The 26,497-nt window shown below is 47.2% G+C and carries 21 protein-coding genes; 11 read left to right on the top strand and 10 right to left on the bottom strand.

What is annotated here, in order from left to right:
* Positions 1-19: 19 nt before the first annotated feature.
* Both cydB and B7360_RS19955 read right to left on the bottom strand, forming a co-directional pair.
* Positions 20-1,027: a cytochrome d ubiquinol oxidase subunit II gene (gene cydB / locus B7360_RS19960; protein ID WP_074190544.1), complete on the bottom strand. Its 1,008-nt coding sequence runs from the start codon at positions 1,025-1,027 to the stop codon at positions 20-22.
* Positions 1,028-1,055: 28 nt separating this feature from the next.
* Entirely contained in the window at positions 1,056-2,420 is a 1,365-nt protein-coding gene (locus B7360_RS19955; RefSeq protein WP_085344433.1) for a cytochrome ubiquinol oxidase subunit I, read from the bottom strand.
* Positions 2,421-2,556: 136 nt separating this feature from the next.
* Between B7360_RS19955 and B7360_RS19950 the strand changes: the two genes are divergently transcribed.
* The gene (locus B7360_RS19950) at positions 2,557-3,990 is read left to right on the top strand and encodes a PLP-dependent aminotransferase family protein (RefSeq protein WP_085344441.1); all 1,434 of its coding nucleotides are present in this window, start codon (positions 2,557-2,559) and stop codon (positions 3,988-3,990) included.
* Between the two features lie 9 nt (positions 3,991-3,999).
* On the opposite strand, the gene B7360_RS19945 is transcribed toward B7360_RS19950, so the two are convergent.
* A complete protein-coding gene (locus B7360_RS19945) occupies positions 4,000-4,548 on the bottom strand; it encodes a sugar O-acetyltransferase (protein ID WP_085344432.1) in 549 nt (182 codons plus the stop codon).
* Positions 4,549-4,791: 243 nt separating this feature from the next.
* On the bottom strand, positions 4,792-5,112 hold the full coding sequence (locus tag B7360_RS19940; RefSeq protein WP_005392576.1) for a DUF1840 domain-containing protein: 321 nt from the start codon (positions 5,110-5,112) through the stop codon (positions 4,792-4,794).
* Positions 5,113-5,244: 132 nt separating this feature from the next.
* On the opposite strand from B7360_RS19940, the gene B7360_RS19935 reads away from it, so the two are divergent.
* Positions 5,245-6,042, top strand: coding sequence for a phosphate/phosphite/phosphonate ABC transporter substrate-binding protein (locus B7360_RS19935; RefSeq protein ID WP_085344440.1), 798 nt, complete (start codon positions 5,245-5,247; stop codon positions 6,040-6,042).
* 50 nt (positions 6,043-6,092) lie between these two features.
* Positions 6,093-8,714 carry an ATP-binding protein gene (locus B7360_RS19930; protein WP_085344431.1) on the top strand — a complete coding sequence of 874 codons (2,622 nt, stop codon included), beginning with the start codon at positions 6,093-6,095 and terminating at the stop codon, positions 8,712-8,714.
* Positions 8,715-8,801: 87 nt separating this feature from the next.
* Here the strand turns inward: B7360_RS19930 and B7360_RS19925 are convergent, their stop codons facing one another.
* From B7360_RS19925 to B7360_RS19900, 6 genes are all read right to left on the bottom strand, one after another.
* A complete protein-coding gene (locus B7360_RS19925) occupies positions 8,802-9,704 on the bottom strand; it encodes a hydroxymethylglutaryl-CoA lyase (RefSeq protein ID WP_085344430.1) in 903 nt (300 codons plus the stop codon).
* Entirely contained in the window at positions 9,685-11,733 is a 2,049-nt protein-coding gene (locus B7360_RS19920) for an acetyl/propionyl/methylcrotonyl-CoA carboxylase subunit alpha (protein ID WP_085344429.1), read from the bottom strand. The genes B7360_RS19925 and B7360_RS19920 overlap by 20 nt, the downstream gene beginning before the upstream one ends.
* Complete coding sequence (locus B7360_RS19915; RefSeq protein WP_085344428.1) at positions 11,726-12,508, bottom strand: enoyl-CoA hydratase-related protein; 783 nt, start codon at positions 12,506-12,508, stop codon at positions 11,726-11,728. Before B7360_RS19915 ends, B7360_RS19920 begins: the two co-directional genes overlap by 8 nt.
* A 107-nt stretch (positions 12,509-12,615) precedes the next feature.
* On the bottom strand, positions 12,616-14,223 hold the full coding sequence (locus tag B7360_RS19910) for a carboxyl transferase domain-containing protein (protein WP_085344427.1): 1,608 nt from the start codon (positions 14,221-14,223) through the stop codon (positions 12,616-12,618).
* Between the two features lie 114 nt (positions 14,224-14,337).
* Positions 14,338-15,507 (bottom strand): isovaleryl-CoA dehydrogenase, encoded by a 1,170-nt coding sequence (locus B7360_RS19905; RefSeq protein ID WP_047008228.1) that lies wholly within the window; start codon positions 15,505-15,507, stop codon positions 14,338-14,340.
* 45 nt (positions 15,508-15,552) lie between these two features.
* Positions 15,553-15,939, bottom strand: a complete 387-nt coding sequence (locus B7360_RS19900) for a MerR family DNA-binding transcriptional regulator (protein WP_005373242.1) — start codon at positions 15,937-15,939, stop codon at positions 15,553-15,555.
* 209 nt (positions 15,940-16,148) lie between these two features.
* Between B7360_RS19900 and B7360_RS19895 the strand changes: the two genes are divergently transcribed.
* From B7360_RS19895 to B7360_RS19860, 8 genes are all read left to right on the top strand, one after another.
* Positions 16,149-17,327, top strand: coding sequence for a thiolase family protein (locus tag B7360_RS19895; RefSeq protein ID WP_085344426.1), 1,179 nt, complete (start codon positions 16,149-16,151; stop codon positions 17,325-17,327).
* Positions 17,328-17,397: 70 nt separating this feature from the next.
* The gene (locus tag B7360_RS19890) at positions 17,398-18,891 is read left to right on the top strand and encodes a CoA-acylating methylmalonate-semialdehyde dehydrogenase (protein ID WP_029798081.1); all 1,494 of its coding nucleotides are present in this window, start codon (positions 17,398-17,400) and stop codon (positions 18,889-18,891) included.
* 90 nt (positions 18,892-18,981) lie between these two features.
* Positions 18,982-20,136, top strand: a complete 1,155-nt coding sequence (locus B7360_RS19885) for an acyl-CoA dehydrogenase family protein (protein ID WP_085344425.1) — start codon at positions 18,982-18,984, stop codon at positions 20,134-20,136.
* Between the two features lie 49 nt (positions 20,137-20,185).
* A complete protein-coding gene (locus B7360_RS19880) occupies positions 20,186-20,962 on the top strand; it encodes an enoyl-CoA hydratase (protein ID WP_021449495.1) in 777 nt (258 codons plus the stop codon).
* A 10-nt stretch (positions 20,963-20,972) separates the two neighbouring features.
* Complete coding sequence (locus B7360_RS19875; protein WP_085344424.1) at positions 20,973-22,103, top strand: enoyl-CoA hydratase/isomerase family protein; 1,131 nt, start codon at positions 20,973-20,975, stop codon at positions 22,101-22,103.
* A 19-nt stretch (positions 22,104-22,122) separates the two neighbouring features.
* Positions 22,123-23,019, top strand: coding sequence for a 3-hydroxyisobutyrate dehydrogenase (gene mmsB, locus B7360_RS19870; RefSeq protein WP_085344423.1), 897 nt, complete (start codon positions 22,123-22,125; stop codon positions 23,017-23,019).
* A 9-nt stretch (positions 23,020-23,028) separates the two neighbouring features.
* Positions 23,029-23,787: an SDR family oxidoreductase gene (locus tag B7360_RS19865; RefSeq protein WP_085344422.1), complete on the top strand. Its 759-nt coding sequence runs from the start codon at positions 23,029-23,031 to the stop codon at positions 23,785-23,787.
* Between the two features lie 456 nt (positions 23,788-24,243).
* Positions 24,244-26,265 carry a tetratricopeptide repeat-containing diguanylate cyclase gene (locus B7360_RS19860; protein ID WP_085344421.1) on the top strand — a complete coding sequence of 674 codons (2,022 nt, stop codon included), beginning with the start codon at positions 24,244-24,246 and terminating at the stop codon, positions 26,263-26,265.
* Positions 26,266-26,497: the final 232 nt, after the last annotated feature.

Here is a 26,497-nt window from a genome sequence, read left to right as displayed (position 1 = left end):
ATCACTCCTCATTAACTCGTTAATGGTACGCTTCGCCTTCTTTCACTTTTCCAGAAAAGACGTAATAACTCCAAAAGGTGTAAGCCAGAATGATCGGGATGATGATCACCGCTCCAACGAGCATAAAGCGCTGACTGCTTGCAGGAGCCGCTGCTTCCCATATCGATATGCTAGGAGGAATGATATTTGGCCAGATACTGATGCCAAGCCCAGCGAACCCGAGAATCACGATCACCAATGCCATCACGAAAGGGCTGCGCTCTTTACGCTTTTTAACGGAGTCGGCAATCTTCAAACATACCAGCCCAGTAATGACAGGTACGGGCAGTAAGTAGAACAAATTAGGCAGAGAAAACCATCTTTCCGCAATGGCAGGGTAAGCAAGTGGAGTCCAAGCGCTCACAATGACTAATGCGGAGATCATCGCCAGTAGTGTTTTGTTAGTGAAGCGGTACATCGTGTTTTGCAGTTCACCTTCCGTCTTCATGATGAGCCATGTGCTACCAAGCAGCGCGTAGGTTGCGACTAAACCCAAACCACAAAAGATGGGAAAAGGGCTGAGCCAGTCGAGTTGGCTACCTACGAAGACGCGGTTTTCCACTGCAAAGCCCTGAATTACCGCGCCAACAACGATGCCTTGGAAAAACGTGGTTAAAATCGAGCCGACCATAAAAGAGCGGTCCCAGAACTTTAAGTGGTTTTCCAATGCTTTAAAGCGAAACTCAAATGCTACGCCACGAAAGATCAAAGCAATCAACATCAACGTTAAAGGGATGGTTAGCGCTTCAATAATCACCGCGTAAGCCATGGGAAAAGCGCCAAATAGAGATGCGCCTCCAAGCACAATCCAAGTTTCGTTGCCGTCCCAAACTGGCGCGACACTGTTGACCATGACGTCTTTTTGTTTTTCATCCTTGATGAATGGCATCAGTATTCCAATACCCAAATCAAAGCCATCCATGATGATGTACATCAAAGTGGCAAAAACGATGATCGCGAACCAAATCACGGATAAATCAAAATGCATATTCTTTACCTTCACTTTGTGACAAATTCTAGATGCGGCCTGAAACGGTCGTCATGTCGTGCTCATTGTGCTCGATTGCATCGGGGCCTTTCTTGATTTGGTGGATCATGTAGTAATACCCAAAACCAAACACCAAGCTGTACACAACAAGGAAACACAGCAGGCTGATGCTCATTTGTAGGTCTCCATGTGCAGAAACCGCATCACGCGTTTTTTGTACGCCATACACGACCCAAGGTTGCCGCCCAACCTCAGTCGTAAACCAGCCAGCGAGTACCGCGATAAGACCAGATGGCCCCATAAATAATGAAAATTTGAGGAACCAACGCGAGGTATAAAGCGTATTCTTTTTTCGTAACCACATGCTGTAGAAGCTTTGAAAAATCATCAGAAGTCCTAACCCGACCATGATTCGAAATGACCAAAAGACGATAGGTGAGTTCGGTCGTTCCTCTTTCGGGAAGTCTTTCAGCGCCGGGATTGGCTCAGTTAAACTGTGGCGTAGGATCAAACTTCCTAGAACAGGAATTTCTAAGGCATAGTCTGTGCGTTCTTGTTCCATGTTTGGCATGCCGAACAATATCAATGGGGTTGGTTTGCCATCGCTGTTATCCCAATGTCCTTCGATGGCAGCGATTTTGGCGGGCTGGTGTTCGAGAGTGTTTAACCCGTGTACATCGCCAATCACGGCTTGGAGTGGCGCAAGGAACACTAAGATCCCGAGCGACATCGAAAACATCGTTTTTACCGCAGTCGTTTGATTGCCTCTCAATAAATGCCAAGCGGCTGACGCGCCTACAAAGAGTGCTGAACTGACGAAAGCCGCGACGCTCATGTGCGCCAAACGATAAGGAAATGAAGGATTGAAAACGATAGCAAACCAGTCGATTGGCACCACACGTCCGTCGACAATTTCATAGCCTTGTGGCGTTTGCATCCAACTGTTGGAGGCGAGAATCCAGAACGTCGAAATGATCGTGCCTAACGCCACCATCGAGGTTGCCAAAAAGTGCAGCTTTTCGCCGACGCGACGCCACCCAAACAGCATTACGCCAAGAAATCCGGCTTCGAGAAAGAAAGCCGTTAACACTTCATAAGTCAGCAATGGGCCCGTGATAGAGCCAGCAAAGTCGGAGAAACCACTCCAGTTGGTGCCGAATTGATAGGCCATGACAAGACCAGATACAACACCCATTCCAAAGTTAACCGCAAAAATTTTCGACCAGAAGTGATAGAGCTTTTGGTAATCGGGATTACGTGTTTTTAGCCATAAGCCTTCCAGCACGGCGAGATAGGTGGCCAAACCTATGGTGATAGCGGGGAAAATAATATGAAAGGATACCGTAAAGGCGAACTGTATCCGTGCAAGCATAAATGCGTCGAGGCCAAACATTAAACTTCCTTTGATCTTTTAAGTTTTATGAGAGAGCTATTTTAAAAGGAGCGGAGTAGGGGAAGTAGGTACAGACAGTGACTATAAACCTATAACAGATTAAATGTTGAAGTGTTATTATTTTGAGTTCAGCTTTATGGAGGGGGATTTGCGTTTGGCGAAGTACCAAGAGTTAGTGGAACAGCTTAAAAGGCAGATAAAATCGGGGATATGGCATCCGGGTGACAAGCTGCCTTCTCTGCGTCGCCAATCTGAACATTCGGGTTTGAGCTTGATGACGGTATTGCACGCTTATCAAATTCTGGAATCTCAAGGCTGGGTAACGTCCCAGCCGCGCTCTGGTTATCGAGTCGCTCCCAATATTAAGAGTTCAAATGAACCTCAAGCACCAGCAGCGGTTTCGTGGACAGAGCAGGTAGACATCAATGAGTTTATCTTTGATGTGCTGCAGGCGAGTAAAAATCCATCCATGATCAATTTTGGCTTTGCCTATCCAGATCCAAGTTTATACCCACGCTATCACGTGAATCGGGCGATGAGCGCAGCCGCTCGCAATATGCCGATTTCCACCACCTTTGATAACTTACCGCCGGGAAACGAACAATTACGCACCATCATCGCGAAGCGTTATGCTGCGAAAGGCATTGAAATTTCACCCGATGAAATTGTCATTACGGCAGGCGCGCTGGAGGCGTTAACGCTCAGTTTGCAAGCCTGCACAAGACCGGGAGATTGGGTGGTTGTGGAGTCGCCTGCATTCTATGGCGCATTGCAATCCTTAGAGCGGTTAGGTTTGAAAGCGCTCTCAGTAAGAACAGACCCAGTCACGGGTATTGACCTAGACTCATTGGAACGAGCGCTGCAAACACACGATGTGAAAGCATGTTGGCTGATGTCGAACTTCCAAAATCCTCTGGGTTTTACGCTCTCCAACGAGAAAAAACAAAAGCTGATTGAGCTGACACAGCGATATAACGTGCCAGTGATTGAAGATGATGTGTACAGCGAACTGCATGCAGGGAATGACTCGGTTTACCCACTAAGAATGTTTGATGACACGGGCAATACCATGTTGTGCTCCTCATTTTCAAAATCATTAATCGCAGGGCTACGTATTGGGTGGGTTGCGGCGGGAAAGCGGGCGCTAGAGGTACAAAAGTTACAGCTAATGAGTACATTAGCGACGAGTGCACCAGTGCAAATGACATTGGTGCACTATTTAACAAGCCGCAATTATGAATCGCATTTGAAGCAGTTACGGAAAAAGCTGTTTGAACGCAAAAGTAAGATGACGGATCGGCTTAGTGAGCTGTTACCTGAAGAAGTCAAAGTGTTAAGCCAAAGCGGCGGGTACTTTATTTGGTTAGAGCTTCCCAAGCATATCGACGCCTTGCCGATATATCGAAAAGCGCTAAAAGATAATATCAGCATCGCACCGGGAAAGATGTTCAGCCTGACAGAACAATACGATCACTGTATTCGTCTTAACGCTTCTTTTGAGCTCAATGACAAATACGTCCATGCTCTCAATCTGCTTGCCAACATTATTCGCGATCATTTGGCGAAATAGCGACTTTCTTCAGTTTTTTGGTTTAATGGAGCGCGCCGGATTTCCAGCAACTCGATCGCCTGGCGCAACATCTTTGGTTACGACAGAGCCAGCGCCGACGACGGCCTCATCACCAATGGTCACGCCTGGCAGTATGATTGCGCCCCCACCAATCCAAGCGTTATTGCCGATTTTTACCGGTTTAGCGATCTCATCTCCGGCTAAGCGTCTTTGTGTATCCAGTGAATGAGCGGCTGTGTAAATTTGCACTCTAGGCCCAATCATGACGTTCGCGCCAATCTCAACCTGCCCATTGTCCAGAATAATGGCATCCCAGTTGATGTAGGTGTTTTCCCCGATGGACAAGTGGCAACCGTAGGTAAGTTGAAGCGGTGGCTCTATACAGGCGCTGTTTTCTAATTGGACGCCCATCTCCGCCAATAGTTGTCTACGGATACCTGGGTTTGGCTCGTGGTTAAATTGGAAGACAAGCTGCGCAGTTTTGGCGCGCATTAGCTTTAGTTCTTCATCCAGGCAATTATAGGTTTCTCCAGAGCGCATCCGAGTCAGTTCTGACATAACAATCATTCCATTAATGGTTTGCAGTTGAGGCCACAATGATAAGTGAGTGTTTCAGTCAATAGGAGGTTTTTGTTATGAAATCAGATGTTTATCACTGATTTATATTCAATAGGTTAGTTTTGAGTAAGCACTCGTTAAGAGTCATTCAAATAGAGAAGTGAATTGGGTAAGTTCCTTTTAGCAGGGGAGGAAAGTATAGATTGGATGTTGCTTTCCTCTCCACAGCTTGATTTGGAGCATTTATTGGCTGTCCCACATCACTTCGCACTCTTCTTTAATAGCCGATTTTAAAAGCTCAATAAGTGGAAATGCTCTGCGTCCTAAACTGACCGTTTGTTCCTCTTGCTCTTCATCTTCTTCCATTGCTTGACTGTTGTTCTTCTCTATCGCTTCTTGTGCTGCGAGAGCGGAGGTCAATCTAGATAGAGCATCAGGGATGTCTTGAGCGGAAATTGACCCTGGTACTGAGCCACTATGCCCCATCATTTTGATCATCTTTATCGCAATATCGCCAAACATAGTGACGTTCGAGTGGCTATGGCAACGAAATGTAATAAGCATTTACCTGCTCCTGTTGTAGGTGTTCATTTGAGTATAAATGGTATCTGAGACACGAGGCAATTTAATCCGATAATTCGCAATCTTTCAGATAGCTATCTATCTTTAACGAGAGACAAACATAAGGAGATGATTTTGTTGAACTCCCAATTAAAGACGTTGATTTGGCGGCTTCACAAGCGAATATTTACGTTGCTTATGGTGTTATGCATATGGTCACCTTCTGTCGTTGCTCAACCTTCCATTGTTTTTGGTGTCGTACCGCAACAGTCGGCGACCAAACTAGTGCAACAATGGCAGCCATTACTGCAACGCTGGGGAGATCTTGCTGGCGTTGAGATTAAGTTTGCCACGGCACGTGATATTCCCACATTCGAAGCTCGCTTGATGGCTGGAGCCTACGACATTGCATACATGAACCCATATCACTTTACGTTGGTGAATCAAAACCCAGGTTATATGGCTATAGCAAGAGCGAAAAATAAGCGCATCACAGGCATTATTGTAGCAAGGCGAGGGAAGCCGGTTTCCCTTGATGAGCTGCAAGACAAGACCATCGCTTTTCCTGCCCCACGAGCATTTGCTGCTTCTATCATCACACAATCAGAGTTGGCGCAGAAAGGCATCAAGTTTACGCCTAAATACGTCGGTTCGCACGACTCAGTCTATTTGGGGGTACTTAAAGGTTTGTACATTGCTGGTGGTGGCGTGAAGCGTACCTTTGAGAGCTTACCGAGTGAAATAAAAGACCAACTTAGCATCATTTATACAACTGCTGGTTATACGCCTCATGCTATTGCGGTTTCAAATAATGTCGATGAAGAGATTACTCTTGCCTTACGAAAGGCAATTTCGCAACTTAATGATGATCCAAAAGCACAGGAGAGTTTTACTTTACTCAACATTGACGGGTTACAGCTTGCACAAGACTAAGATTGGCAAGATGTTGTTCAATTGGGAATCTCAAGATAAATGGTTGTCCTATGACGCTGCGTTCGAAAACGATACTTGGCATTGCTCTTATTGAGGCCCTTGCGCTCGGTGTACTCATCATTAGTGGGCTTAATTGGTTGGAAAGTTCCAACGAGACTAGCCTCGAGGTTGGGAGCCAACACTTGGTGAGTGTATTTGCTCAGGCGTCGAGAGATGCGGTGATTGCGACGGACTTAGCCTATCTAGACAGTTTTGCTCGTTCTGTAGTGAGTGAGCACGAGCTGGCTTATATTCGTATTGTTAATCAAGATGGCGTCGAGCTGACGCTACAGGGGGATTACAGCGGTGTTGATACTGGTGTGAGACCGTTTGATGTGACCGATGGAGTTTACGATGTTGCGCAAGAGATTACTCTTGGAGAGCAGACTTTCGGTAAGGTTGAAATGGGTGTGAATGTTGAACATGTACATCAAGTACTTTCATTTGCGACTCATGCAAGTTTGGTTATCGCCTTTATTGAAATGTCGCTGGTGGCCATGTTTTCGTATGCTCTCGGTAGCTATTTGATGAAGCGGCTCGATCTTCTTCGTACTGGGGTAATCAAGGTTTCACAGCAAGGTTCGGGTTCGCAAATTTCGATTTCAGGCAATGACGAAGTTACACGTGTTGGCGAAGCGTTTAACCAAATGTCACGCTCTTTAGCACAAGCGCAAACTAAACTTCAGCAAGAGCATCAAACCCAGCAACAGTTATCGGCCAAAATATCGCAGCTTGCTGAGGTTGCTGAACATGCGCGTGATACCATCATCATTACTCACCCTGACGGCACTATTGCATGGGTAAACCCTGCGTTTGAACAGCTAACCGAATATACGTTGGAAGAAGTTATTGGCAAATCGCCGGGCGAGTTACTCCAAGGGCCAGACACAGACCCAAATACGGTGGCATTGCTCTCAAAAAGTGTCCGTAAGCACTCTCCTATTAGGGTTGAAATACTCAACTATACCAAGTCGAAGCACCCGTATTGGGTCGAGTTGGAGCTCTCTCCTGTGTTTGATGAAGATGGCGGGCTGTTACGTTTTATTGCGGTAGAGCGTGACATCACCGACAGGCGCAGGATGGAGAGGCGTCTGTCGTCTGCTTTAGATAAATCGAAAAAGGCGATGCAAGCCAAATCGGAATTTTTGGCGAACATGAGCCATGAGATTCGCACCCCAATGAACGCGATCATGGGGATCAGCGAGATATTGCTTGAGAACGAAAACCGTCGAGAGCCAAGGGAGTTATTACTCTTGCTGCACAAATCTGCCAACAATCTTGTGACCATCATTAATGACATCCTCGACTACAGCAAAGTAGAAGCGGGCAAGTTGACGTTAGTTGAAGAGGAGTTTGACTTGCGTTCACTCGTCGAGAGCTGCACCGCTTTGTGTGCCTATCAGGCGGATAAAAAGAACCTTAAGTTGTTGGTTGATATGCCATTGGCCATGAATACGATCGTGGTCGGTGATAAAGGTCGGATTAATCAAATCTTGCTTAACTTGATCGGTAATGCGGTGAAATTCACGGATGAAGGCCATGTGCTACTCAAAGTCAGAGAAAGTGAGCACGGTTTTGATTTTTCCGTGAGTGATACGGGCATTGGTATTCCCGAAGATCGATTGGCTCATATTATGGATAAGTTTGAGCAGGTCGATACCTCCGCGACAAGACGCCATGAAGGTACAGGCTTGGGGTTGGCAATCTCAAAACGTTTGATCAGCATGTACAACGGCGAACTTTGTGTGCATTCAGATTTTGGAAAAGGGTCGTGTTTTAGCTTTAGTTTGCAGTTGCCTAAGCAAAGTCAGCTTCTTTCCGATCCGATAGAGCTGAGTGCAAATCGACTATTGTTGATTGATGATTATCAACCGCGCGTGCAACACTTGATACATTTGGCTCAAGAGATTGGCATTGAAGTTACTCATGCCAACGATTGGTCAACTGCGCAGTCTTTGGGTAAAAATTTGGATGGTTTTGATCGTATCCTCGCGAGTGTAAACAATGCTCAAGATAGAGATGCGCTCTATGAGCTTGATGCGACAGAATCCGCCGTCAAACGGGTACTGTTCCTTGCACCTTGCGTGATGGAGGAAGGGCAGGCATGGTCGTGCGAGCGGGATCGTTTATTGCCGCAACCGGTCACGCAGCATAAACTGCAAGCTCTGTTTTCTACTAAGACACAAAAGCGTCGAGAACTTTCCTCAGATGAGAACCCTGACTTTTCTAGCCTGCACCTATTAGTCGCAGAAGACAGCCATATCAATCGAATATTGATTGAAAAAATGTTGCAAGACACTGGTGTTAAACTGACGTTGGCGGAAGATGGTGTTGAAGCCGTTGAACTTTATAAACAGCTTTCTCCGGACTTGGTGATTACCGATATTTCTATGCCAAACAAAGATGGTTTTGGCGTGACAAAAGACATTCGTGAGTTACAGGAAAGTGGTGCGTTTCCTTGGTGTCCAATCGTTGCGTTTTCCGCACATGCGATGCAAGAGCAGCAACAAAAAAGTATCGCATTAGGTATGGATGATTACCTGACAAAACCAGTTCAGAAAAGTGATTTGCTTAATATGATCGCGAAGTGGGGATGCCACACCCTTGCAGAGGAAAAGCACGCTTCTGTTTAGTGTTTCGGTTAGATTAAATCGGCTCAAAGAAAACGAGCATGTTATTAAACATGCTCGTTTGTAGTTGTTTATAGTAGGTTGAGCAATTTACAAGCTGTTTGGATCACCCAATGCTAACGCCACTTTCGACATCGGCCGTTTACCTAAGGCTCGGCAAATTTGCCAACCTGCTTGGTTGATGATTTTAAGATCAATGCCTGTTTCAATCCCAAGTTGCTCACACAGATAAAGCACATCTTCCGTTGCAACATTGCCACTGGCTCCTTTGGCGTAAGGGCAGCCGCCCAAACCAGCAACCGCACTATCAATGGTGTTGATGCCCATTAACAAGGCTTGGTAAATATTGGCTAGTGCTTGCCCGTAGGTATCGTGGAAGTGCACGGCTAACGCGTCTTTCGGCAGTTGCGTTAACAGCGAATCCAGCATGGCAATGACACGATTAGGCGTTGCTTTGCCGACCGTGTCACCGAGCGAAATTTCATAACATCCCATATCAAACAGCGCATTCGCTACCGCGGTGGTTTGCTCTGGTTTTATTTCTCCCTCGTAGGGACAAACCATAGTGCAAGACAAGTACCCGCGCACAGGTATGTTGTGCTGGTTCGCTAGTTCGATAACGGGCTCAAAGCGGGCTAGGCTTTCCGCAATACTGCAGTTGATGTTTTTTTGGCTGAACGCCTCCGAAGCCGAACCAAACACCGCAATTTGTTTTACGCCACTTTCTAGTGCTCGCTCCAAGCCGGCTAAGTTGGGCGTGAGCGCACTGTAAACAACGTCTGGTTGCTGAGTGATCCCTGCAAATACCTGATCAGAATCGGCCATTTGTGGTACCCATTTCGGCGAAACGAAAGAACCCGCTTCAATGTGTTTTAACCCGCTGAGGCTCAATTGATCGATCAAGCGGACTTTATCCACCAACGTCACTGCGGTTTCATTTTGCAGGCCGTCGCGAGCACCAACTTCGACGATATTAACCTTCGCTGGTAGCATATTCGTGCTCCTTATCTTCACAGACATTATCGGGTGCAGAAATTAAATGCAGCAGGATGGAACCGTGCTGTACTTGGTCTCCATGTTGATAAAACACTTCATCAACGGTCGCTGCTACCGGAGTGGTAATGGTGTATTCCATCTTCATCGCTTCGAGCACTAACAACGGATCACCAGCCGCTACTTTGTCTCCCTTATTCACCATGACCGCCGAGATCACGCCGTTCAGTGGCGCGGTTGGGCTAAGCTCATCGTCTTTGCCTTTTGGTGATTCAAAACTTGGTTGATGAGCGAACGTACGTTGCTGACCAAGATAAAACACGGTTGTCTTTTGTTCGTCGTTGAGCGCGTTAAAGGTGTAACGCACATTATCGATATCGACGATAAACGGGTTGTCACTTTCAAGCAGAGTGACCTGATGCAACTCCTCACCACATCGGACAGTGAAGTGAGCTTCTGTATCTTGCGATGATTGTTGCAAGCGTACTTGATGATTGGTATTGGCATCCGTGAAGTTAAATCGATAAACGTTGTCAACTGACAGCCTAAAACCTTGTTTGGCTGGAGAGGGTAACGTTGAGCTGCCTGATTTTGAAGTGAGAACATTCCAGCGAGCAACCGCTGCCAACGTTAGCCAGATAGAATCCGACACGTTTTGCTGAGCGCTAATGCCTTGCTGATGTTTAACTAGGAAACCAGTATCGAGCTCAATGTCGGCAAAGGCTGGCTGCGAAACAATGCTGTGCAGGTAACCGATGTTTGTCGTCACTCCACGGACGTGATATTGAGTTAACGCCTGTTTAAGCTGTTTTAGGGCGATGTCACGTGTTTGGCCCCAGACGATCAGTTTGCTGATCATCGGATCATAGTATTCGCTGATGGTATTGCCTTGGGTAACACCGCTATCAACACGCACATGAGCTAGGCGCACATTGTTGTCTGAAACGGGTTCATGCAAGTAATCAATTCGGCCAGTCGATGGCATAAAGTCATTGTCCGCATCTTCGGCGTAAATTCGTAGCTCGATTGAGTGTCCGTTATGAGTGATTTCAGATTGCGAGATCGGTAAATGCTCGCCAGCCGCAACTTTGAATTGCCATTCAACCAAATCAACGCCGGTGATCAATTCAGTGACAGGGTGTTCAACTTGCAGACGGGTATTCATCTCCATGAAGTAGAATTGACCGCGGCTATCGAGCAAGAATTCAACCGTACCAGCGCCAACATAATCGATCGCTTGAGCGGCCTGAACTGCGGCTTCACCCATTTGTTTACGCTGTTCATCACTAAGACCGGGTGCAGGTGCTTCTTCGACCACCTTTTGGTGACGACGTTGAATGGAACAGTCACGATCAGACAGATAAACACAGTTGCCATGTTGGTCAGCAAATACCTGAACTTCAACGTGGCGCGGTTGCAATATGCATTTTTCGACAAGAAGCTGCTTATCGCCAAAGCTTGAAAGCGCTTCACGCTGCGCACCGTCGATGGCCAACGGCATTTCGGCTGCGCTATTGACCACTCGCATGCCTTTACCGCCGCCACCTTGGGTTGCTTTAAGCATCACTGGGTAACCGATTTTTTCCGCTTCTGCTAATAAATGCTCTACGCTGTTGTCTGTGCCGTGATAGCCCGGAACCAAGGGCACGTTCGCCTCTGACATGATTGCTTTGGCTTGAGATTTAGAACCCATTGCCTCAATTGCGCTGGTGGAAGGGCCAATAAAGACGATGCCATTTTCGCTGCACGCTTTGGCTAGTTTCGGGTTCTCAGAAAGAAAACCATACCCAGGGTGGATAGCATCGGCTTGCCATTTTTTCGCTGCGCTGATAATCGCATCGATATCGAGATACGATTCACTTGCCGGAGCCGGGCCGATAAATTCAGCGAAATCTGCTTGTTTAACATGTAAGCTGCTGCGATCCGCTTCGGAATAGACGGCAACCGTCTCTATAGCCATGCTTTTTGCGGTTTTAATAATTCGGCATGCAATTTCACCGCGGTTTGCGATCAGTATTCTTTTAAACATGATTCCTCCAATTGGCGGCGCGCTTTTCAAAAAATGCACTCAGTCCTTCCTGTCCTTCGCTGGACACGCGGGCGGTTGCAATCGCTTGGCTGGTGTATTCAATTAATGAGTGATCGATAGGTTGGTTGTCACAACGTAAGCAGAGCGTTTTTGCTGCCTGCATGGCTTGTGGACCGTTGTTGAGCAGGTGATCAATGGTGCGATTGACGGCTTCACGTGGCTGAGCGTCTATCTGATGAAGAATACTCATCGATAGCGCGGTTTCGGCATCAATCAGTTCGGCGGTTAAAAAGTAGCGTCGGCTTTGTCGTTGTCCAATCGCTCGGATTACGTAAGGACCGATGGTCGCGGGCAATAAGCCGAGTTTCACTTCACTCAAACAGAAGCGACTTTCAGGTGTACCGATTGCGATATCGCAGCAGCAGATAAGCCCAAGTGCGCCGCCAAATGCAGCGCCGTGTACCATAGCAATGGTTGGTTTGCTAAAGGTATCCAGCGTATGCAAAAGTTTTGCTAGTTGCTTTGCATCTTGAAGGTTTTCACTCTCGGTTTTGGTGGCCATTGACTGCATCCAGCCAAGATCCGCACCCGCAGAAAAGTGTTTTCCCTGTGCAGTTAACACCAGTGCACGGAGAGAATCTTCCTTTTCGAGTTGTTCTAGTGTCTCAATCAGTGAGGCAATCAATTCGTTATTAAACGCGTTGTTTTTTTCTGGCCGATTCAGGCTCAACCAGGCAACGCCATTGCTGTCTTTTTCAAGCAGTAGTCCGGTCATGTGACTTCCTTTGTCTGACATTTCAGTCTGATATTCCAATACTCGCTAACCAGTACTCGGATAAACATCGGTGGATAGCGAGGAGTTAAGGCTTGCATTGCATCTGACTACATACGGAAGATGCCAAATTTGCTGTCTGGTATTGGTGCATTAAGCGCAGCAGACAGAGCAATACCCACAACATCACGGGTTTTCGCAGGGTCAATAATGCCGTCGTCCCACAAACGAGCACTGGCGTAATACGCATGGCTTTGAGTTTGGTACTGTTCAGCTATCGGACGCTTAAATGTTTCTTCTTCTTCAGTGCTCCAGTTTTCACCTTTGCGCGTCTTTATATCGCGGGTCACTTGAGCCATTACGCCTGCTGCTTGCTCACCACCCATTACGGAAATACGTGCGTTTGGCCACATCCACATCATGGTTGGATCATAAGCGCGACCACACATGCCGTAGTTGCCTGCGCCATACGAACCACCAATAACCACGGTAAACTTTGGTACGTCTGCACACGCCACCGCGGTCACCATTTTCGCGCCATGTTTGGCGATGCCTTCGGCTTCGTACTTCTGACCGACCATAAAGCCAGTGATGTTTTGCAAGAAAAGCAGAGGAATTTTGCGTTGTGCGCACAGCTCAATAAAATGCGCGCCTTTCTGCGCCGACTCAGAGAATAGAATCCCGTTGTTGGCGACGATACCAATCGGCATACCGTGAATATGGGCAAAGCCACAGACTAAAGTTTCACCAAATAGCGCTTTAAATTCATCGAACTGCGAATCATCAACAATTCGGGCAATGACTTCTTTTACATCAAACGGCTTTTTAAGATCGGTTCCGACGATGCCGTACAGCTCTCGCGCAGGAAAGCGTGGTTCCTGTGGCGTTTTTTGCTTGAGTTGGACGGGTTTCAAGTGGTTGATTTGAGAAACGGCCTGTCTTGCCAACTCTAACGCGTGGTGATCATTTTCTGCGTAATAGTCCGCCACGCCAGAGGTGCGGCAGTGAACGTCTGCGCCACCAAGATCTTCCGCGCTGACTTCTTCGCCTGTTGCTGCTTTTACCAGAGGAGGGCCAGCTAAGAAGATCGTACCTTGTTCTTTGACGATGATGGAAACGTCACACATGGCAGGAACATAAGCGCCGCCAGCGGTACAGAGCCCCATGACTACCGCAATTTGTGGAATGCCTTTGGCCGACATACGGGCTTGGTTGTAGAAAATACGGCCGAAGTGGTCTTTGTCTGGGAAGACTTCATCTTGGCGGGGTAGGTTTGCACCGCCAGAGTCGACTAAGTAAACGCACGGCAGTTGGCATTTCTCTGCGATTTCCTGTGCGCGTAAGTGTTTTTTCACCGTAAGTGGGTAGTAACTGCCGCCTTTTACCGTCACGTCGTTGGCAACGATCATACACTCGGTGCCGTCAATCACACCAACCCCCGCTACTACGCCCGCGCATGGAACGTAATCTGGATACACATCCCAGCCAGCAAACTGACCGACTTCTAAAAAGGATGAGCCAGGGTCGAGTAGGGCAAGAATACGCTCACGAACCGGAAGTTTGCCTTTCTTCTGCTGATGCTCGCGGGCTTTCTCACCGCCGCCATCTTCGATTTGAGTAGTCACGGTATAAAGTTGATCTACAAGCGACGCCATAGAGCGGTAGTTTTCCTGATACTGCTCTGAATGGGTATTAATATTGGTCGTCAAACAAGCCATAAATAGCCGATCTCCATTCGGTAGACGGGTGACACCACCCGTCTTTATCTATGTTGAATAAGATTTAGGTTGAATAAGGAAGTTATTTAGAGTCAGAGCGCCTAGGTATGATGATTAGGCGCTTTCGTTAAACAATTCGCGACCAATAAGCATGCGGCGAATTTCTGAAGTGCCCGCACCAATTTCATACAGCTTGGCATCACGCAACAAACGACCAGTATCAAACTCGTTGATGTAACCATTACCGCCAAGTAACTGAATCGCATCCAACGCCATTTTGGTTGCCAGTTCCGCACTGTAGAGGATCGCGCCAGCAGAATCTTTACGTGTGGTTTCACCGCGATCACAAGCAGCAGCAACGGCGTAAACATACGCTTTAGCGGCATTCATTTGCGTGTACATATCGGCGATTTTTGCTTGAACAAGCTGGAATTCACCGATGGATTTGCCAAACTGTTTGCGGTCGTGGATATAGGGCACAACGATGTCCATGCAGGCCTGCATGATGCCAAGCGGGCCTCCAGCAAGTACCACGCGTTCGTAGTCGAGGCCGCTCATCAATACTTTCACGCCTTGGTTTTCTTCGCCAAGAATATTTTCCGCAGGGACTTCGCAGTTTTGGAAGACCAGCTCACACGTATTCGAGCCGCGCATACCCAACTTGTCGAGTTTTTGTGCTTGAGTGAATCCAGGAAAGCCGCGTTCTACAATAAATGCCGTGATGCCTTTGGAGTGCTGGCTTGGGTCGGTTTTTGCGTAGACAACATAGGTGTGTGCATCTGGGCCGTTGGTGATCCACATTTTGTTGCCATTTAACAGGAATATATCGCCTTTACGTTCCGCTTTAAGCTGCATTGAAACCACATCGGAACCTGCGCCGGGCTCACTCATCGCTAGTGCGCCAATATGTTCGCCAGAGATGAGCTTTGGTAGGTATTTCTCTTTTTGTGCTTGTGTGCCGTTGCGGTGGATTTGGTTGACACAAAGGTTGGAGTGAGCGCCGTAACTTAACGCAACCGAAGCGGAAGCTCGGCTGATCTCTTCCATAGCGACAACGTGGGCGAGATAGCCCATGTCTGCACCACCAAACTCTTCGCTGGTGGTCACGCCTAAAAGACCCATGTCACCCAGTTTGGACCAAAGATGGTTTGGAAAGTCGTTAGATTGGTCGATAGATTGCGCTAGCGGCGCAATTTCTCTTGCAGCAAAACTATTGATTTGCTCGCGAAGCAAATCGGTATTTTCGTCATAAACAAAGTTCAGGGAAGAGTAGGTAGATTTCATTGCGTGTCCTTGCCTTTACGTCACCTACATCCCAGTGCTGAGGTGTCAGGTGACTTTTTCGCCTTTCATGGATCTCAGTGTGTTTTGGCATCGCAACTGTGCCGCGTTTAACTCCATCATTACCGCTTGAATGTCGTTTGCTTGCTGTTGCAATGCTGCCTTCTTCTCTTCGATCAACCGAATCATATAGTTCAACTGCTCAGTACTTTGATCGGTATCGTAGAGTTCAAATAACTCTTTGATATCTGCAAGAGAAAAGCCCAATCGCTTACCTCGCAAAATCAGTTTTAGTCGAATTCGATCGCGACCATTGTAGATTCGAGTGTTGCCTTTACGTTCTGGAGTTAGGAGACCTAAATCTTCGTAGAAGCGAATACTTCGGGTAGTAATGTCGAACTCTTTCGCGAGCTCGCTGATCTTAAATGTGTTCATTCCTTAACCTTACGACTTTCGTATAACATTCATACGAATATACAATTCGTTAACGTTAAAGTAAATAAACAACATCCACTCTTGAGCCTTGATATCACTCGCATTTACTCGAAATAAAAGAATCACTCGAACAAACAATAACCGCAAACTTGACGTTAACGTAAATGTTAGTATAGTTATGACATAAACGTCAACAAAAGGTTAATGGAATGAAAAATGAAACATGGATTGTTGCCGCCAAGCGAACGCCTATCGGCTCTTTTCAAGGTGCATTAGCTTCAACAGATGTCACGGAACTCGGTGCGAAGGCCATCCAAGGGGCACTAGCCGAAAGCCAACTCGATGTGCAAAAAATAGACGAAGTGTTAATGGGATGCGTTTTACCCGCTGGCGTGGGGCAAGCGCCAGCAAGACAAGCAAGTCTTAAAGCAGAAATGCCACAATCGATCGGTTGTACGACACTGAATAAAGTCTGTGGTTCGGGTATGAAAACCGTCATGCTGGCACATGATCTTATTCAATCTGGTAACGCGCACGCGGTTATCGCTGGCGGTATGGAAAACATGTCCTCTTCTCCTTATCTACTTAAGAAAGCGCGTGATGGTTTCCGCTTAGGCCATGAGCAAGTGCTTGATCATATGTTTTATGACGGTTTGCAGGATGCCTACCAAGGCGAATTGATGGGTGTCTTTGCCGAACAAACCGCGCAAAAGTATCAGTTCAACCGTGAAAGTATGGATATCTGGGCGCAGCAGTCGGTGACTCGTGCGCAGCAAGCGATTGAGCAAGGTTTGTTCAAAGAAGAGATCGTGCCTGTTAACGTAAAAAGTCGACGTGGTGACACCTTGGTTGTAGACGATGAGCAACCGAGCAAACTCGACATCACTAAAATTCCCACCTTACGACCTGCGTTTGCCAAAGATGGCGGTGTAACGGCAGCAAATTCCAGTTCTATTTCTGATGGTGCATCGGCAATGGTATTGGTTGATAGTGAATTTGGCCGTCAGGAAAACCTTCAACCTCTAGCCAAAATTGTCGCGTACAGCACGCATGCAAGACTGCCTGATGAGTTCACCATCGCACCCGTATTCGCGATTGAAACGCTGCTGGAAAAAACGGGCTGGGACAAATTAGACGTGGACCTTTGGGAAATCAATGAAGCCTTTGCCGTCGTGACACAATACGCGGTGAAAGCACTCGAACTGGACGCGAGCAAAGTAAACCCTCGAGGCGGTGCATGTGCTTTAGGCCACCCAATTGGTGCAAGTGGTAACCGAATCCTCGTTACTTTGATTCACGCTCTTAAACAAACAGGCGGTAAACGTGGCGTTGCATCGCTTTGTATTGGTGGCGGCGAGGCAACCGCCATCGCGATTGAAATCTGCTAAATCATTCTCAACAAAGTTTCACTTACATAACAGTAGTCAGTAACAAGCTGAAAAATACAAGGATGTCATCATGACAGAACAAGTAAAGCAGTATATCGGTGGTGAATTTGCCATCTCCGACTCAAAACAATGGCTAGATGTAACTAACCCGGCAACCAACGAAGTGATTGCGCAAGTACCTTGTGCCACGGAATCAGAAATGAATGCGGCGATTGCTAGCGCAACGGAAACGTTCAAGCGTTGGAAAGAAGTTGCCGCTCCGGAGCGTGCGAGATTGATGCTACGCTACCAACACTTGCTAAAAGAGCAACACGATGAGTTGGCGATACTGCTTTCAAGTGAGACAGGCAAAACTCTTGCGGATGCAAAGGGTGACATTTGGCGCGGGATTGAAGTCGTAGAACAAGCGGCGAACATTTGTAGCTCAATGATGGGCGAAACGGTGGAAAACGTCGCAACCAATATTGATGGTTACTCTTACATTCAACCGCTCGGTGTTTGTGCGGGTATTACTCCGTTTAACTTCCCTGCTATGATCCCTCTATGGATGTTCCCAATGGCGATCGCTTGTGGCAACACCTTTATTTTGAAGCCGTCGGAACAAGTTCCGCTGACTGCAATGAAATTGGCGGAGCTGTTTGAACAAGCAGGCGCACCAAAAGGCGTGCTGCAAATTGTCCACGGCACCAAAGAGCAAGTCGACCGCATTCTGACTGATCCAGTCGTTCGTGCGATCTCTTTTGTTGGTTCTGTGCCAGTTGGTGAGTACATCTACAAAACGGGTACGGACAACTTAAAACGCGTGCAGTCATTTGCGGGTGCGAAGAATCACATGGTCATCATGCCAGATGCAAACAAACAGCAAGTCATCAATAACCTAGTTGGCGCGTCAGTGGGTGCCGCAGGCCAACGCTGTATGGCGATTTCGGTGGCGGTATTTGTCGGCGAAACCAAAGAATGGATTCCAGAGCTTAAAGAGGCGTTAGCTCAGGTTCAACCTGGCGCGTGGGACGATGAAACCGCAGGTTATGGCCCACTGATTAGCCCTCAAGCGAAGCAGCGAGTGGTGAATCTGATTAATGAAGGCAAAGCGTCAGGCGCGAATTGTGTTCTGGACGGGACAGATTGCCAAGTACCTGGCTTCCCGAACGGTAACTGGGTGGGGCCAACACTGTTTACCAACGTGACCACAGACATGTCGATTTATCAGGAAGAAATTTTCGGGCCTGTACTGTTAACTATGGAAGTGGATGACCTAGATGAAGCGATTGAACTGATCAATGCAAACCGCTTTGGTAATGGTACGTCTATTTTCACGGCGAACGGCGCTGCCGCGAGAAAGTATCAACACAATATCGAAGTAGGTAACGTAGGCATCAACGTGCCGATTCCGGTGCCATTGCCGTTCTTCTCATTTACGGGGTGGAAAGGCAGCTTCTACGGCGACCTGCATGCTTACGGTAAACAAGCGGTTCGCTTCTACACCGAGACGAAAACTGTCACTGCGCGTTGGTTTGAAGATGACATTCCAAGCGGTCCAAATATGACCATTCAATTGAGCTAGTCACAGAAGTAGCGATACCTCTAGCCAAGCCTTTCAAACCTTTAGATGGCTTGGCTTCAAGTGCAACGAATTAGACCTTAGGACTTCAAGATGGATTTTGAATTAAACGAAGATCAACTCGCGTTTGCCGAAGTAGCAAAGCAGTTTGCAGACCAAATGTTAGCGCCGCACGCGGCCGAGTGGGATGAAAACCATCATTTCCCTAAAGATGTACTGCGTCAAGCAGGTGAACTTGGCTTTCTGAGCATCTATACGCCGCCAGAGCATGGTGGTTTGGGATTGTCTCGTTTGGATGCGGCGATCATTTTCGAGCAGTTGGCTATGGGTTGTACCGCGACTACTGCGTTTATGACCATTCACAACATGGCGACGTGGATGATCACCAGCTTTGCCAAAGCCGAAGTGGCGCAGCAGTTTAGCGCGGATCTAATTTCGGGTGAAAAGCTCGCTTCCTACTGTTTAACCGAACCCAATGCAGGCTCTGACGCCGCTTCACTGACGACCAGTGCAGTGCGTGACTGCGATGAGTTTGTCCTGAATGGCGCAAAAGTGTTTATCTCTGGTGCGGGTGATACGGACGTTCTTGTCGTGATGGCGCGTTCGTGCGGCGAAGGAGCGGGTGGCGTTTCTGCATTCGTTGTTCCTGCTGATTGCGAAGGCATTAGCTACGGTAAAAAAGAAGCCAAAATGGGTTGGAACTGCCAGCCAACTCGCATGATTACCTTCGAAAATGTTCGTATTCCGGCTGACTATCTGTTGGGTGAAGAGGGAGAAGGCTTTAAGTTCGCCATGCTTGGCCTTGATGGTGGTCGAATCAATATCGCTACTTGTTCCGTCGGTACTGCGCAACAAGCACTGAACGAAGCCAAGCAATACATGAACGAACGCAAACAGTTCGGCCGTTCACTGGCGCAATTTCAAGCGTTGCAGTTCAAGCTTGCTGATATGGCGACTGAGCTGGTCGCTGCGCGTCAAATGGTGCGACTCGCTGCCGCTAAACTCGATGCCCAGCACGCAGAAAAAAGTGCGTACTGTGCCATGGCAAAACGCTTTGCTACTGATGTGGGCTTTAAAGTCTGCGATCAGGCGCTGCAAATTCACGGTGGCTATGGCTACATCAAAGAATATCCAGTCGAGCGCCATTTCCGAGACGTTCGTGTTCACCAAATCCTTGAAGGTACCAACGAAATCATGCGTCTGATCGTCGCAAGACGATTACTAACGGAAGGCGTTGAGCTGCTTTAGTCAGCGAGACACAGCCTTACCTAAAGAAAATAAAAAGGACTGAAAGATTATGACGGCACAAATCAAATTGGAGCGCGAAGCGCATATCGCCAAACTCACGATTAGTAATCCGCCAGCGAACACTTGGACGCTTGAATCCCTAAATCAGCTCAAAGAGTTGGCGATTGAACTCAGTAATGATCGCTCTATTTATGCGTTGGTACTGACGGGCGAAGGCGAGAAATTCTTTTCTGCTGGAGCGGATCTCAACAACTTTGCATCCGGCGATAAATCGCAAGCAGCAGATATGGCATTCGCATTTGGTGAAGCCTTTGAAGCGCTGTCTGCGTTCGATGGCGTTTCCATCGCGGCAATTAATGGTTACGCGATGGGTGGCGGTTTGGAAGTGGCGATGGCGTGTGATATTCGCATCGCAGAAGAACAAGTACAAATGGCATTGCCAGAAGCATCGGTAGGCTTATTACCGTGTGCGGGCGGAACGCAAAACCTGACCGCGTTGGTTGGCGAAGGTTGGGCGAAACGCATGATCTTGTGTGGTGAGCGTGTGACGGCCGAGCGAGCGGAAAAAATTGGTTTAGTCGAAGAAGTGGTGGCGAAAGGCCAAGCACTGGAAGCGGCTATGGAACTTGCACAGCGTGTTGCGAGCCAATCGCCGAAATCCGTGTCTGCATGCAAAACGCTTATTCAAGGCCGACGCAGCCAAACTCACGCGGCCGGATTGGTCTCGGAGCGTGAACTGTTCTTACAGCTGTTCAATACACAAGATCAGACTGAGGGTGTGAATGCCTTCTTGCAGAAGCGTAAGCCACAATGGACAAACAGCTAGCGGAGGCCAAATGACAGGTACAGTAAATGTTTCACAGATAGAATGTGCTGACGGTTCTGCCATTGGTGTGTTGGAGCTTGATAATCCAACCGCCCTTAACGCGCTGAGTTACGTAATGATTGAGCAGTTGTACAAACAGCTTAATGAATGGCAAATGGACGACAGTATCGTCGCGGTCTTTTTGCATGCCAAGGGTGACAAAGCGTTTTGTGCTGGCGGCGACATTCAAGCGATCTACCGTGCACTTGAAAACAAAGAAGAAGATTTTGATTCTGCGTTTTCAGCGATGGAGACCTTCTTTGACCTCGAATATCGCTGTGATCATCTTATTCACACTTATCCAAAACCGATCATCGCGTGGGGGCATGGTTACCTGATGGGCGGCGGTGTGGGCTTATTTATGGGCGCAAGTCATCGCGTAGCAGAAACCACCACACGCTTTGCGATGCCAGAGATTAAAATCGGCCTTTACCCAGACGTAGGCGCGACGTACTTCCTAAATCAGTTGCCAAAACACTTGGCACTTTTTCTGAGTTTGACGGCTTGCCAAATCAACGCGACAGACATGAAAGCGTTGGGATTAAGCCAATGGATTGCAAAGCCAGGAAGCAAACAAGCACTGTTGGATCTGCTCGCATCGGTAAGTTGGAAAGGTGAAGTGAACATCAACGAAAAAATCGCCACTACGCTACGTTCGGTACAAGTGGACGAGTCAAGCGAAGGGATGTTGATGCCATATGCGGGATTGATTGAGCAGCTTTGTTCGGGTGATTTAGATTCGATTGTTCGCGCAATCAGCAGTGCCGACGTTGATGATAAGTGGTTCATCAATGCGCAAAAAGCATTGAATTATGGCAGTCCGTTGTCGCTCAGTATCACTTATCAGCAGTTAACGCAGTATCAAAACCTCTCTTTGAAAGCGTGTTTTGATATGGAATTTAACCTAACACTACGTTGTGGCTTAGAAGGTGATTTTAGAGAAGGGGTTCGTGCGCTGATTATTGATAAAACCAATCAACCGACTTGGCAACATCGCACGGTTTCTGACGTAACGCCACAAGTTTTGGAGCGCTTCTTCTCGCCAATTGACTCAGCAGAATACCCACTGACCGCATCGTCGGTTGCTATAGCGGCACTTTAGTACAAGGAAGAAATACGATATGGACAAAATTGCATTTATTGGCCTTGGCAACATGGGCGCGCCTATGGCTAAGAACCTACTCACAGCGGGCTTGAACGTCGAAGTGTTTGATTTGAATCCAAACGCTGTGGCAGAACTTACCGCACTTGGTGCGTCGAGTGCAGATTCGGTAAAACAAGCCGTTCAAGGTGCGAGCGTGGTGGTCACCATGCTACCTGCTAGCCAACACGTTCAAAGTGTTTATCTTGGTCAAGACGGGATCTTAGATAGCGTAGATTCTGGAACGCTGCTAATCGACTCTTCAACTATCGATCCAGCGACCGCTCGTTTGGTTGGCGAAAAGGCGCTGCAGCTTGGCATCAGCTTTGTTGATGCACCGGTATCTGGTGGCGTTGCGGGCGCAGCGGCAGGTACGTTGACTTTCATTGTTGGCGGCTCACAAGAGAACTTTGTTCAAGCCAAGGTGGTGCTTAGCCACATGGGCAAAAACATTTTCCATGCAGGTGATGCCGGAGCCGGTCAGGTGGCGAAGATCTGCAATAACATGATGTTGGGCATTTTGATGAGCGGCACTTGTGAAGCACTCAATTTAGGCATGGAAAACGGACTCGATCCCAAAGTGCTGTCTGACATCATGCTGCAAAGTTCAGGCCGTAACTGGGCGCTAGAGCTTTACAACCCGTGCCCAGGTGTGATGGAAAACACGCCTGCAAGCAATGGTTATCAGGGCGGCTTTATGAGTCAGTTAATGGCGAAAGATCTCGGTCTTGCGATGGAAGCGGCGGTTACCAGTCAAACATCAACACCAATGGGCAGCTTGGCTCGTAACCTGTTTAATTTTCACAACGGTCAGGGCAACGGACAAAAAGATTTTTCAAGCTTGTTTGAGTTCTACCAAAAGCAAAATCAGGCCTAAGGAGTGCTTATGGATCTAGCAAATAAGGTTATTGCGATCACGGGGGCCGGGCAGGGGCTTGGTAAACAGATGGCGCTGTCGCTAGCGGAAAGCGGTGTTCACCTTGCGCTTATCGACCTCAATTCAGACCAACTGGCTGAAACGAAAGCGGAGTGTGAATCTTTCGGCGTCACCACTCGTTTTTATGTAGCGAACGTGACGGAAGAACAAGAAGTGTGCGCTGCTTTTGAGCAAATTGAAGCGGATTTCAAACAGCTCAATGGCGTGATCAATAACGCAGGCATTATGCGCGATGGCATGTTCATCAAAGTTAAAGATGGTCAGGTTAACGCGATGTCGCTGGAACAATTTCGGTCTGTTATGGATGTGAATGTGACAGGCACTTTTCTGTGTGGCCGTGAAGCAAGCAAGGTAATGCTGAACACCGACAGTAAAGGCGTGTTGATCAACATATCGAGCGTCGCGCGTGCGGGGAATATTGGTCAAACTAACTATTCTGCATCCAAAGCGGCGGTAGCCACCATGGCGACGGTGTGGGCGAAAGAGTTAGGGCGTTTCGGAATTCGCTCAGTAGCGATTGCTCCGGGTGTCATCAAGACTGCCATGACGGACCAAATAAAACCTGAAGCGATGGAGCGTTTAGTTAAAATGATTCCTGTCGGACGCTTAGGTCTTGCTGATGAAATTTCTTCGACCATCAAATACGTGTTAACCAATGAGTTCGTGACTGGAAGAGTATTCGAAGTCGATGGCGGAATGCGAATGTAGCCCCTCTTCATATTAAAAAGGGGAGCGAGCTTGATTGTCCGCTTCCTTCCTCCTTTCTTATATTGTTTCTATCGATAATTTTTAATGGATGTTTTAGCAACGGCTGCTGTACCGATTACATTTACAACTCTTTTGTATTTTTGGTATGAATAAGTGCTCTCGTGTTAATTTTTATGGAAATACATTAATTCACAATCAAGACAATTATTTGTCTCATTGATGAGATTTTGCTTCTTGGGGTATGAAAAACACTCTTATTGATTATATTGTGACCGAAAACCATTTCGACATCTAAAGATGGTGATTTATTATTCAGCGCAAAATACATGGGAATATGAGGCTGGCTGAATAACCTTCAGCTACCTTAATAATAAAATAACCAGAATTCTCTATTACACTGAAGTAACTACCCATTAGGGAAGAGCAATAATGTCACTATTTCATTCGCTTAGGACGATGCCACTACTATTGGGGTGTCTGTGTCTTTCTATTCAGGCATCCGCAGAAAAGGTTGAACAAGAAGGTAAGTTTTTACAGTCGCTAGAAGGCATTGAAAATCAAATTTACGCATTACCTCAGAGCTCTTTGGCTTTGATTGAGGCGTTAGAAGAAGACTCTCTACTACAAAATCAACCAACAGAGCTACTGGTACGTTATTGGCTTGCAAAGTCCACGGTTCTAGAGCTACTTGGGCGCGCGGAAGAGAGCCAAAACGTCGCACAAAAAGGGTTGGAACTTGTGCGTCCACAAAGCCATGAGTATCTCTTATTTAAGTTGATTCAGATGCGAACTATGGTCGGAAAGAGCGATATCGATACCGCGCTTTCTTCGTTGGATAGTTTGTTGGAAACATCGCGTGAAAATGGCGATAAGCAGCTCGAGTCGGAGATCCTGTTGCTAAAAGGACGTTACTACGATGAGCAGGGCGAGTTTAAAAAATCCTATGCCGCAATTATGTCGTCAATGGATGCGGCTGAGTCCTCTGGCGTTCAAGGATTGGTCGAACGGGCGGCGCTAGAGCTTGGTGACGTACTGGTCAAAATTCAGGGCTATGACCGTTCAGAAGCATTGTTGGAACAAGCGTACCGTTATTTTAGGGATAGACGCATGTCGTTCAATGAGCTGCTGAGCGTCTTAACGATAGCAAAGCTTCATAAGGCACAGTTCCAATACGAAGAGGCGATTGTATCGTATCAGAGAGCGCTAAAGCTCGCGCAAATCATTGGTGACGGGCGCTTTAGGTTTCGAGTTAACCTTGAGCTTGCTGCGTTATACCGTGAGACGAACCAAGAAAATAAGATGGTTCGCCACTTAAAGTTGGCGGAGAACTTACAGTATAGAGAAACCTCTAGCGCCTACTTAGCTACATTTAAGCTGTTGCAAGCCGAATATATGCTAGAACAGAAGCAGTTTGAGACACTTCTAGCGATGATCGCGCCTATGTTGCCGGAAATTATCGAGAGCCGATATGTTAAGCAACAGCAAATGGAACTACTAAAAGTGGCTGCCATGGCCTACGCGGGAAGCAATGACTTTAAATTAGCGTATAAAACTTACGGCAACTATCACGATAAATTCATCCAATTTAGCAACCAAAGAGAAGTTGAAAATCTTGAGCGTCAGCAGACGCTATTTGAGCTAGAAAGACTTGAATATGAGAACGAAGATCTCAACTGGAACAACGTGTTGCAGCGTATGGAACTGGAAAATAACCGTCGTACCTTTTATCTATTGGGTGAAGCGCTACTAGCACTCATTGGTGTTCTCTTTTTGATGGCAGTGGTATTCCTTGTTGTGAATCGATCACGTTTAAGAATGCGCCGCCTAGCAAAGACAGATACGTTGACAGGCTTATTCAATCGCCGTTTTTTAGAAGATTGGTTCACTAAACCCGTAGAGACGAAACGTGAACGCAAAGAAAAGCCGACGCCTCAATCTAAGCAAGAAAAGGTGCAGTATTTTGTGTCTGAGCAAGTCGAGCAAGTTAAGTACGGCTACCTAGCTTTAAACAAATGGGTGGATAGCAAACTCGATAAACAGAAAATGGTGCCAAAGAAGCCGCAGTCGGGGCCGGTAAGTTTAGCGCTAATCGATGTAGATTATTTTAAACAGGTAAATGATACCTATGGACATGTGTTCGGTGATGCCGTACTAACAGGCGTTGCCAAAGTGCTAGAAGAGACGGTGCGTGAAAATGACATTGTTGCACGCTTTGGTGGTGAGGAGTTTGTTGTTGTGATGCCCAATACCGATCATGAAGACTCTCTCATTACCGCTGAACGATTACGTAGCGCTTTATCCTTACATGGGTTCGTCACGGAACAGAATGAAGAAGTGAGAGTGACCTGTAGTTTTGGTGTTGTGACGATTGAAGATAGTGAGATGAATTTTAAATCACTCTGTGATCAGGCAGATAAATTACTTTATCAAGCTAAAGCGGATGGACGTAACTGCGTGAAAGGGCGCAAGCTGACCTAATAAAATCAAGAATGCAGGCTCATCAAACGGTGAGCCTGAACTCATCCTTCCTACTGATTACTTCAAAATCGCTTAAGAGTATCGAATTACATACTCATAGCGTTCAGTATTATCTACTCGTTTTATCTCCCACATTTTCAAAGTACTAATGTCACTTGTGTATACGAAGCTATAACACACGAGTATGTCTGTTTTTTATACAAACAAAGCCGATACAGGTGAAATGATTAGT

Origin of the sequence: Vibrio sp. ArtGut-C1, from assembly GCF_002105475.1 — a bacterium.
In the GTDB taxonomy this organism is placed as follows: domain Bacteria; phylum Pseudomonadota; class Gammaproteobacteria; order Enterobacterales; family Vibrionaceae; genus Vibrio; species Vibrio diabolicus.
This window is presented reverse-complemented; position numbering and strand designations above follow the sequence as displayed.

What these genes read in the sequence shown, in the direction of transcription:
- cydB (WP_074190544.1), bottom strand. Translation starts at nt 1,027, where the DNA reads ATGCATTTTGATTTATCCGTGATTTGGTTCGCGATCATCGTTTTTGCC.
- B7360_RS19955 (WP_085344433.1), bottom strand. Translation starts at nt 2,420, where the DNA reads ATGTTTGGCCTCGACGCATTTATGCTTGCACGGATACAGTTCGCCTTT.
- B7360_RS19950 (WP_085344441.1), top strand. Translation starts at nt 2,557, where the DNA reads ATGGAGGGGGATTTGCGTTTGGCGAAGTACCAAGAGTTAGTGGAACAG.
- B7360_RS19945 (WP_085344432.1), bottom strand. Translation starts at nt 4,548, where the DNA reads ATGTCAGAACTGACTCGGATGCGCTCTGGAGAAACCTATAATTGCCTG.
- B7360_RS19940 (WP_005392576.1), bottom strand. Translation starts at nt 5,112, where the DNA reads ATGCTTATTACATTTCGTTGCCATAGCCACTCGAACGTCACTATGTTT.
- B7360_RS19930 (WP_085344431.1), top strand. Translation starts at nt 6,093, where the DNA reads ATGACGCTGCGTTCGAAAACGATACTTGGCATTGCTCTTATTGAGGCC.
- B7360_RS19925 (WP_085344430.1), bottom strand. Translation starts at nt 9,704, where the DNA reads ATGCTACCAGCGAAGGTTAATATCGTCGAAGTTGGTGCTCGCGACGGC.
- B7360_RS19920 (WP_085344429.1), bottom strand. Translation starts at nt 11,733, where the DNA reads ATGTTTAAAAGAATACTGATCGCAAACCGCGGTGAAATTGCATGCCGA.
- B7360_RS19915 (WP_085344428.1), bottom strand. Translation starts at nt 12,508, where the DNA reads ATGACCGGACTACTGCTTGAAAAAGACAGCAATGGCGTTGCCTGGTTG.
- B7360_RS19910 (WP_085344427.1), bottom strand. Translation starts at nt 14,223, where the DNA reads ATGGCTTGTTTGACGACCAATATTAATACCCATTCAGAGCAGTATCAG.
- B7360_RS19905 (WP_047008228.1), bottom strand. Translation starts at nt 15,507, where the DNA reads ATGAAATCTACCTACTCTTCCCTGAACTTTGTTTATGACGAAAATACC.
- B7360_RS19900 (WP_005373242.1), bottom strand. Translation starts at nt 15,939, where the DNA reads ATGAACACATTTAAGATCAGCGAGCTCGCGAAAGAGTTCGACATTACT.
- B7360_RS19895 (WP_085344426.1), top strand. Translation starts at nt 16,149, where the DNA reads ATGAAAAATGAAACATGGATTGTTGCCGCCAAGCGAACGCCTATCGGC.
- B7360_RS19890 (WP_029798081.1), top strand. Translation starts at nt 17,398, where the DNA reads ATGACAGAACAAGTAAAGCAGTATATCGGTGGTGAATTTGCCATCTCC.
- B7360_RS19885 (WP_085344425.1), top strand. Translation starts at nt 18,982, where the DNA reads ATGGATTTTGAATTAAACGAAGATCAACTCGCGTTTGCCGAAGTAGCA.
- B7360_RS19880 (WP_021449495.1), top strand. Translation starts at nt 20,186, where the DNA reads ATGACGGCACAAATCAAATTGGAGCGCGAAGCGCATATCGCCAAACTC.
- B7360_RS19875 (WP_085344424.1), top strand. Translation starts at nt 20,973, where the DNA reads ATGACAGGTACAGTAAATGTTTCACAGATAGAATGTGCTGACGGTTCT.
- mmsB (WP_085344423.1), top strand. Translation starts at nt 22,123, where the DNA reads ATGGACAAAATTGCATTTATTGGCCTTGGCAACATGGGCGCGCCTATG.
- B7360_RS19865 (WP_085344422.1), top strand. Translation starts at nt 23,029, where the DNA reads ATGGATCTAGCAAATAAGGTTATTGCGATCACGGGGGCCGGGCAGGGG.
- B7360_RS19860 (WP_085344421.1), top strand. Translation starts at nt 24,244, where the DNA reads ATGCCACTACTATTGGGGTGTCTGTGTCTTTCTATTCAGGCATCCGCA.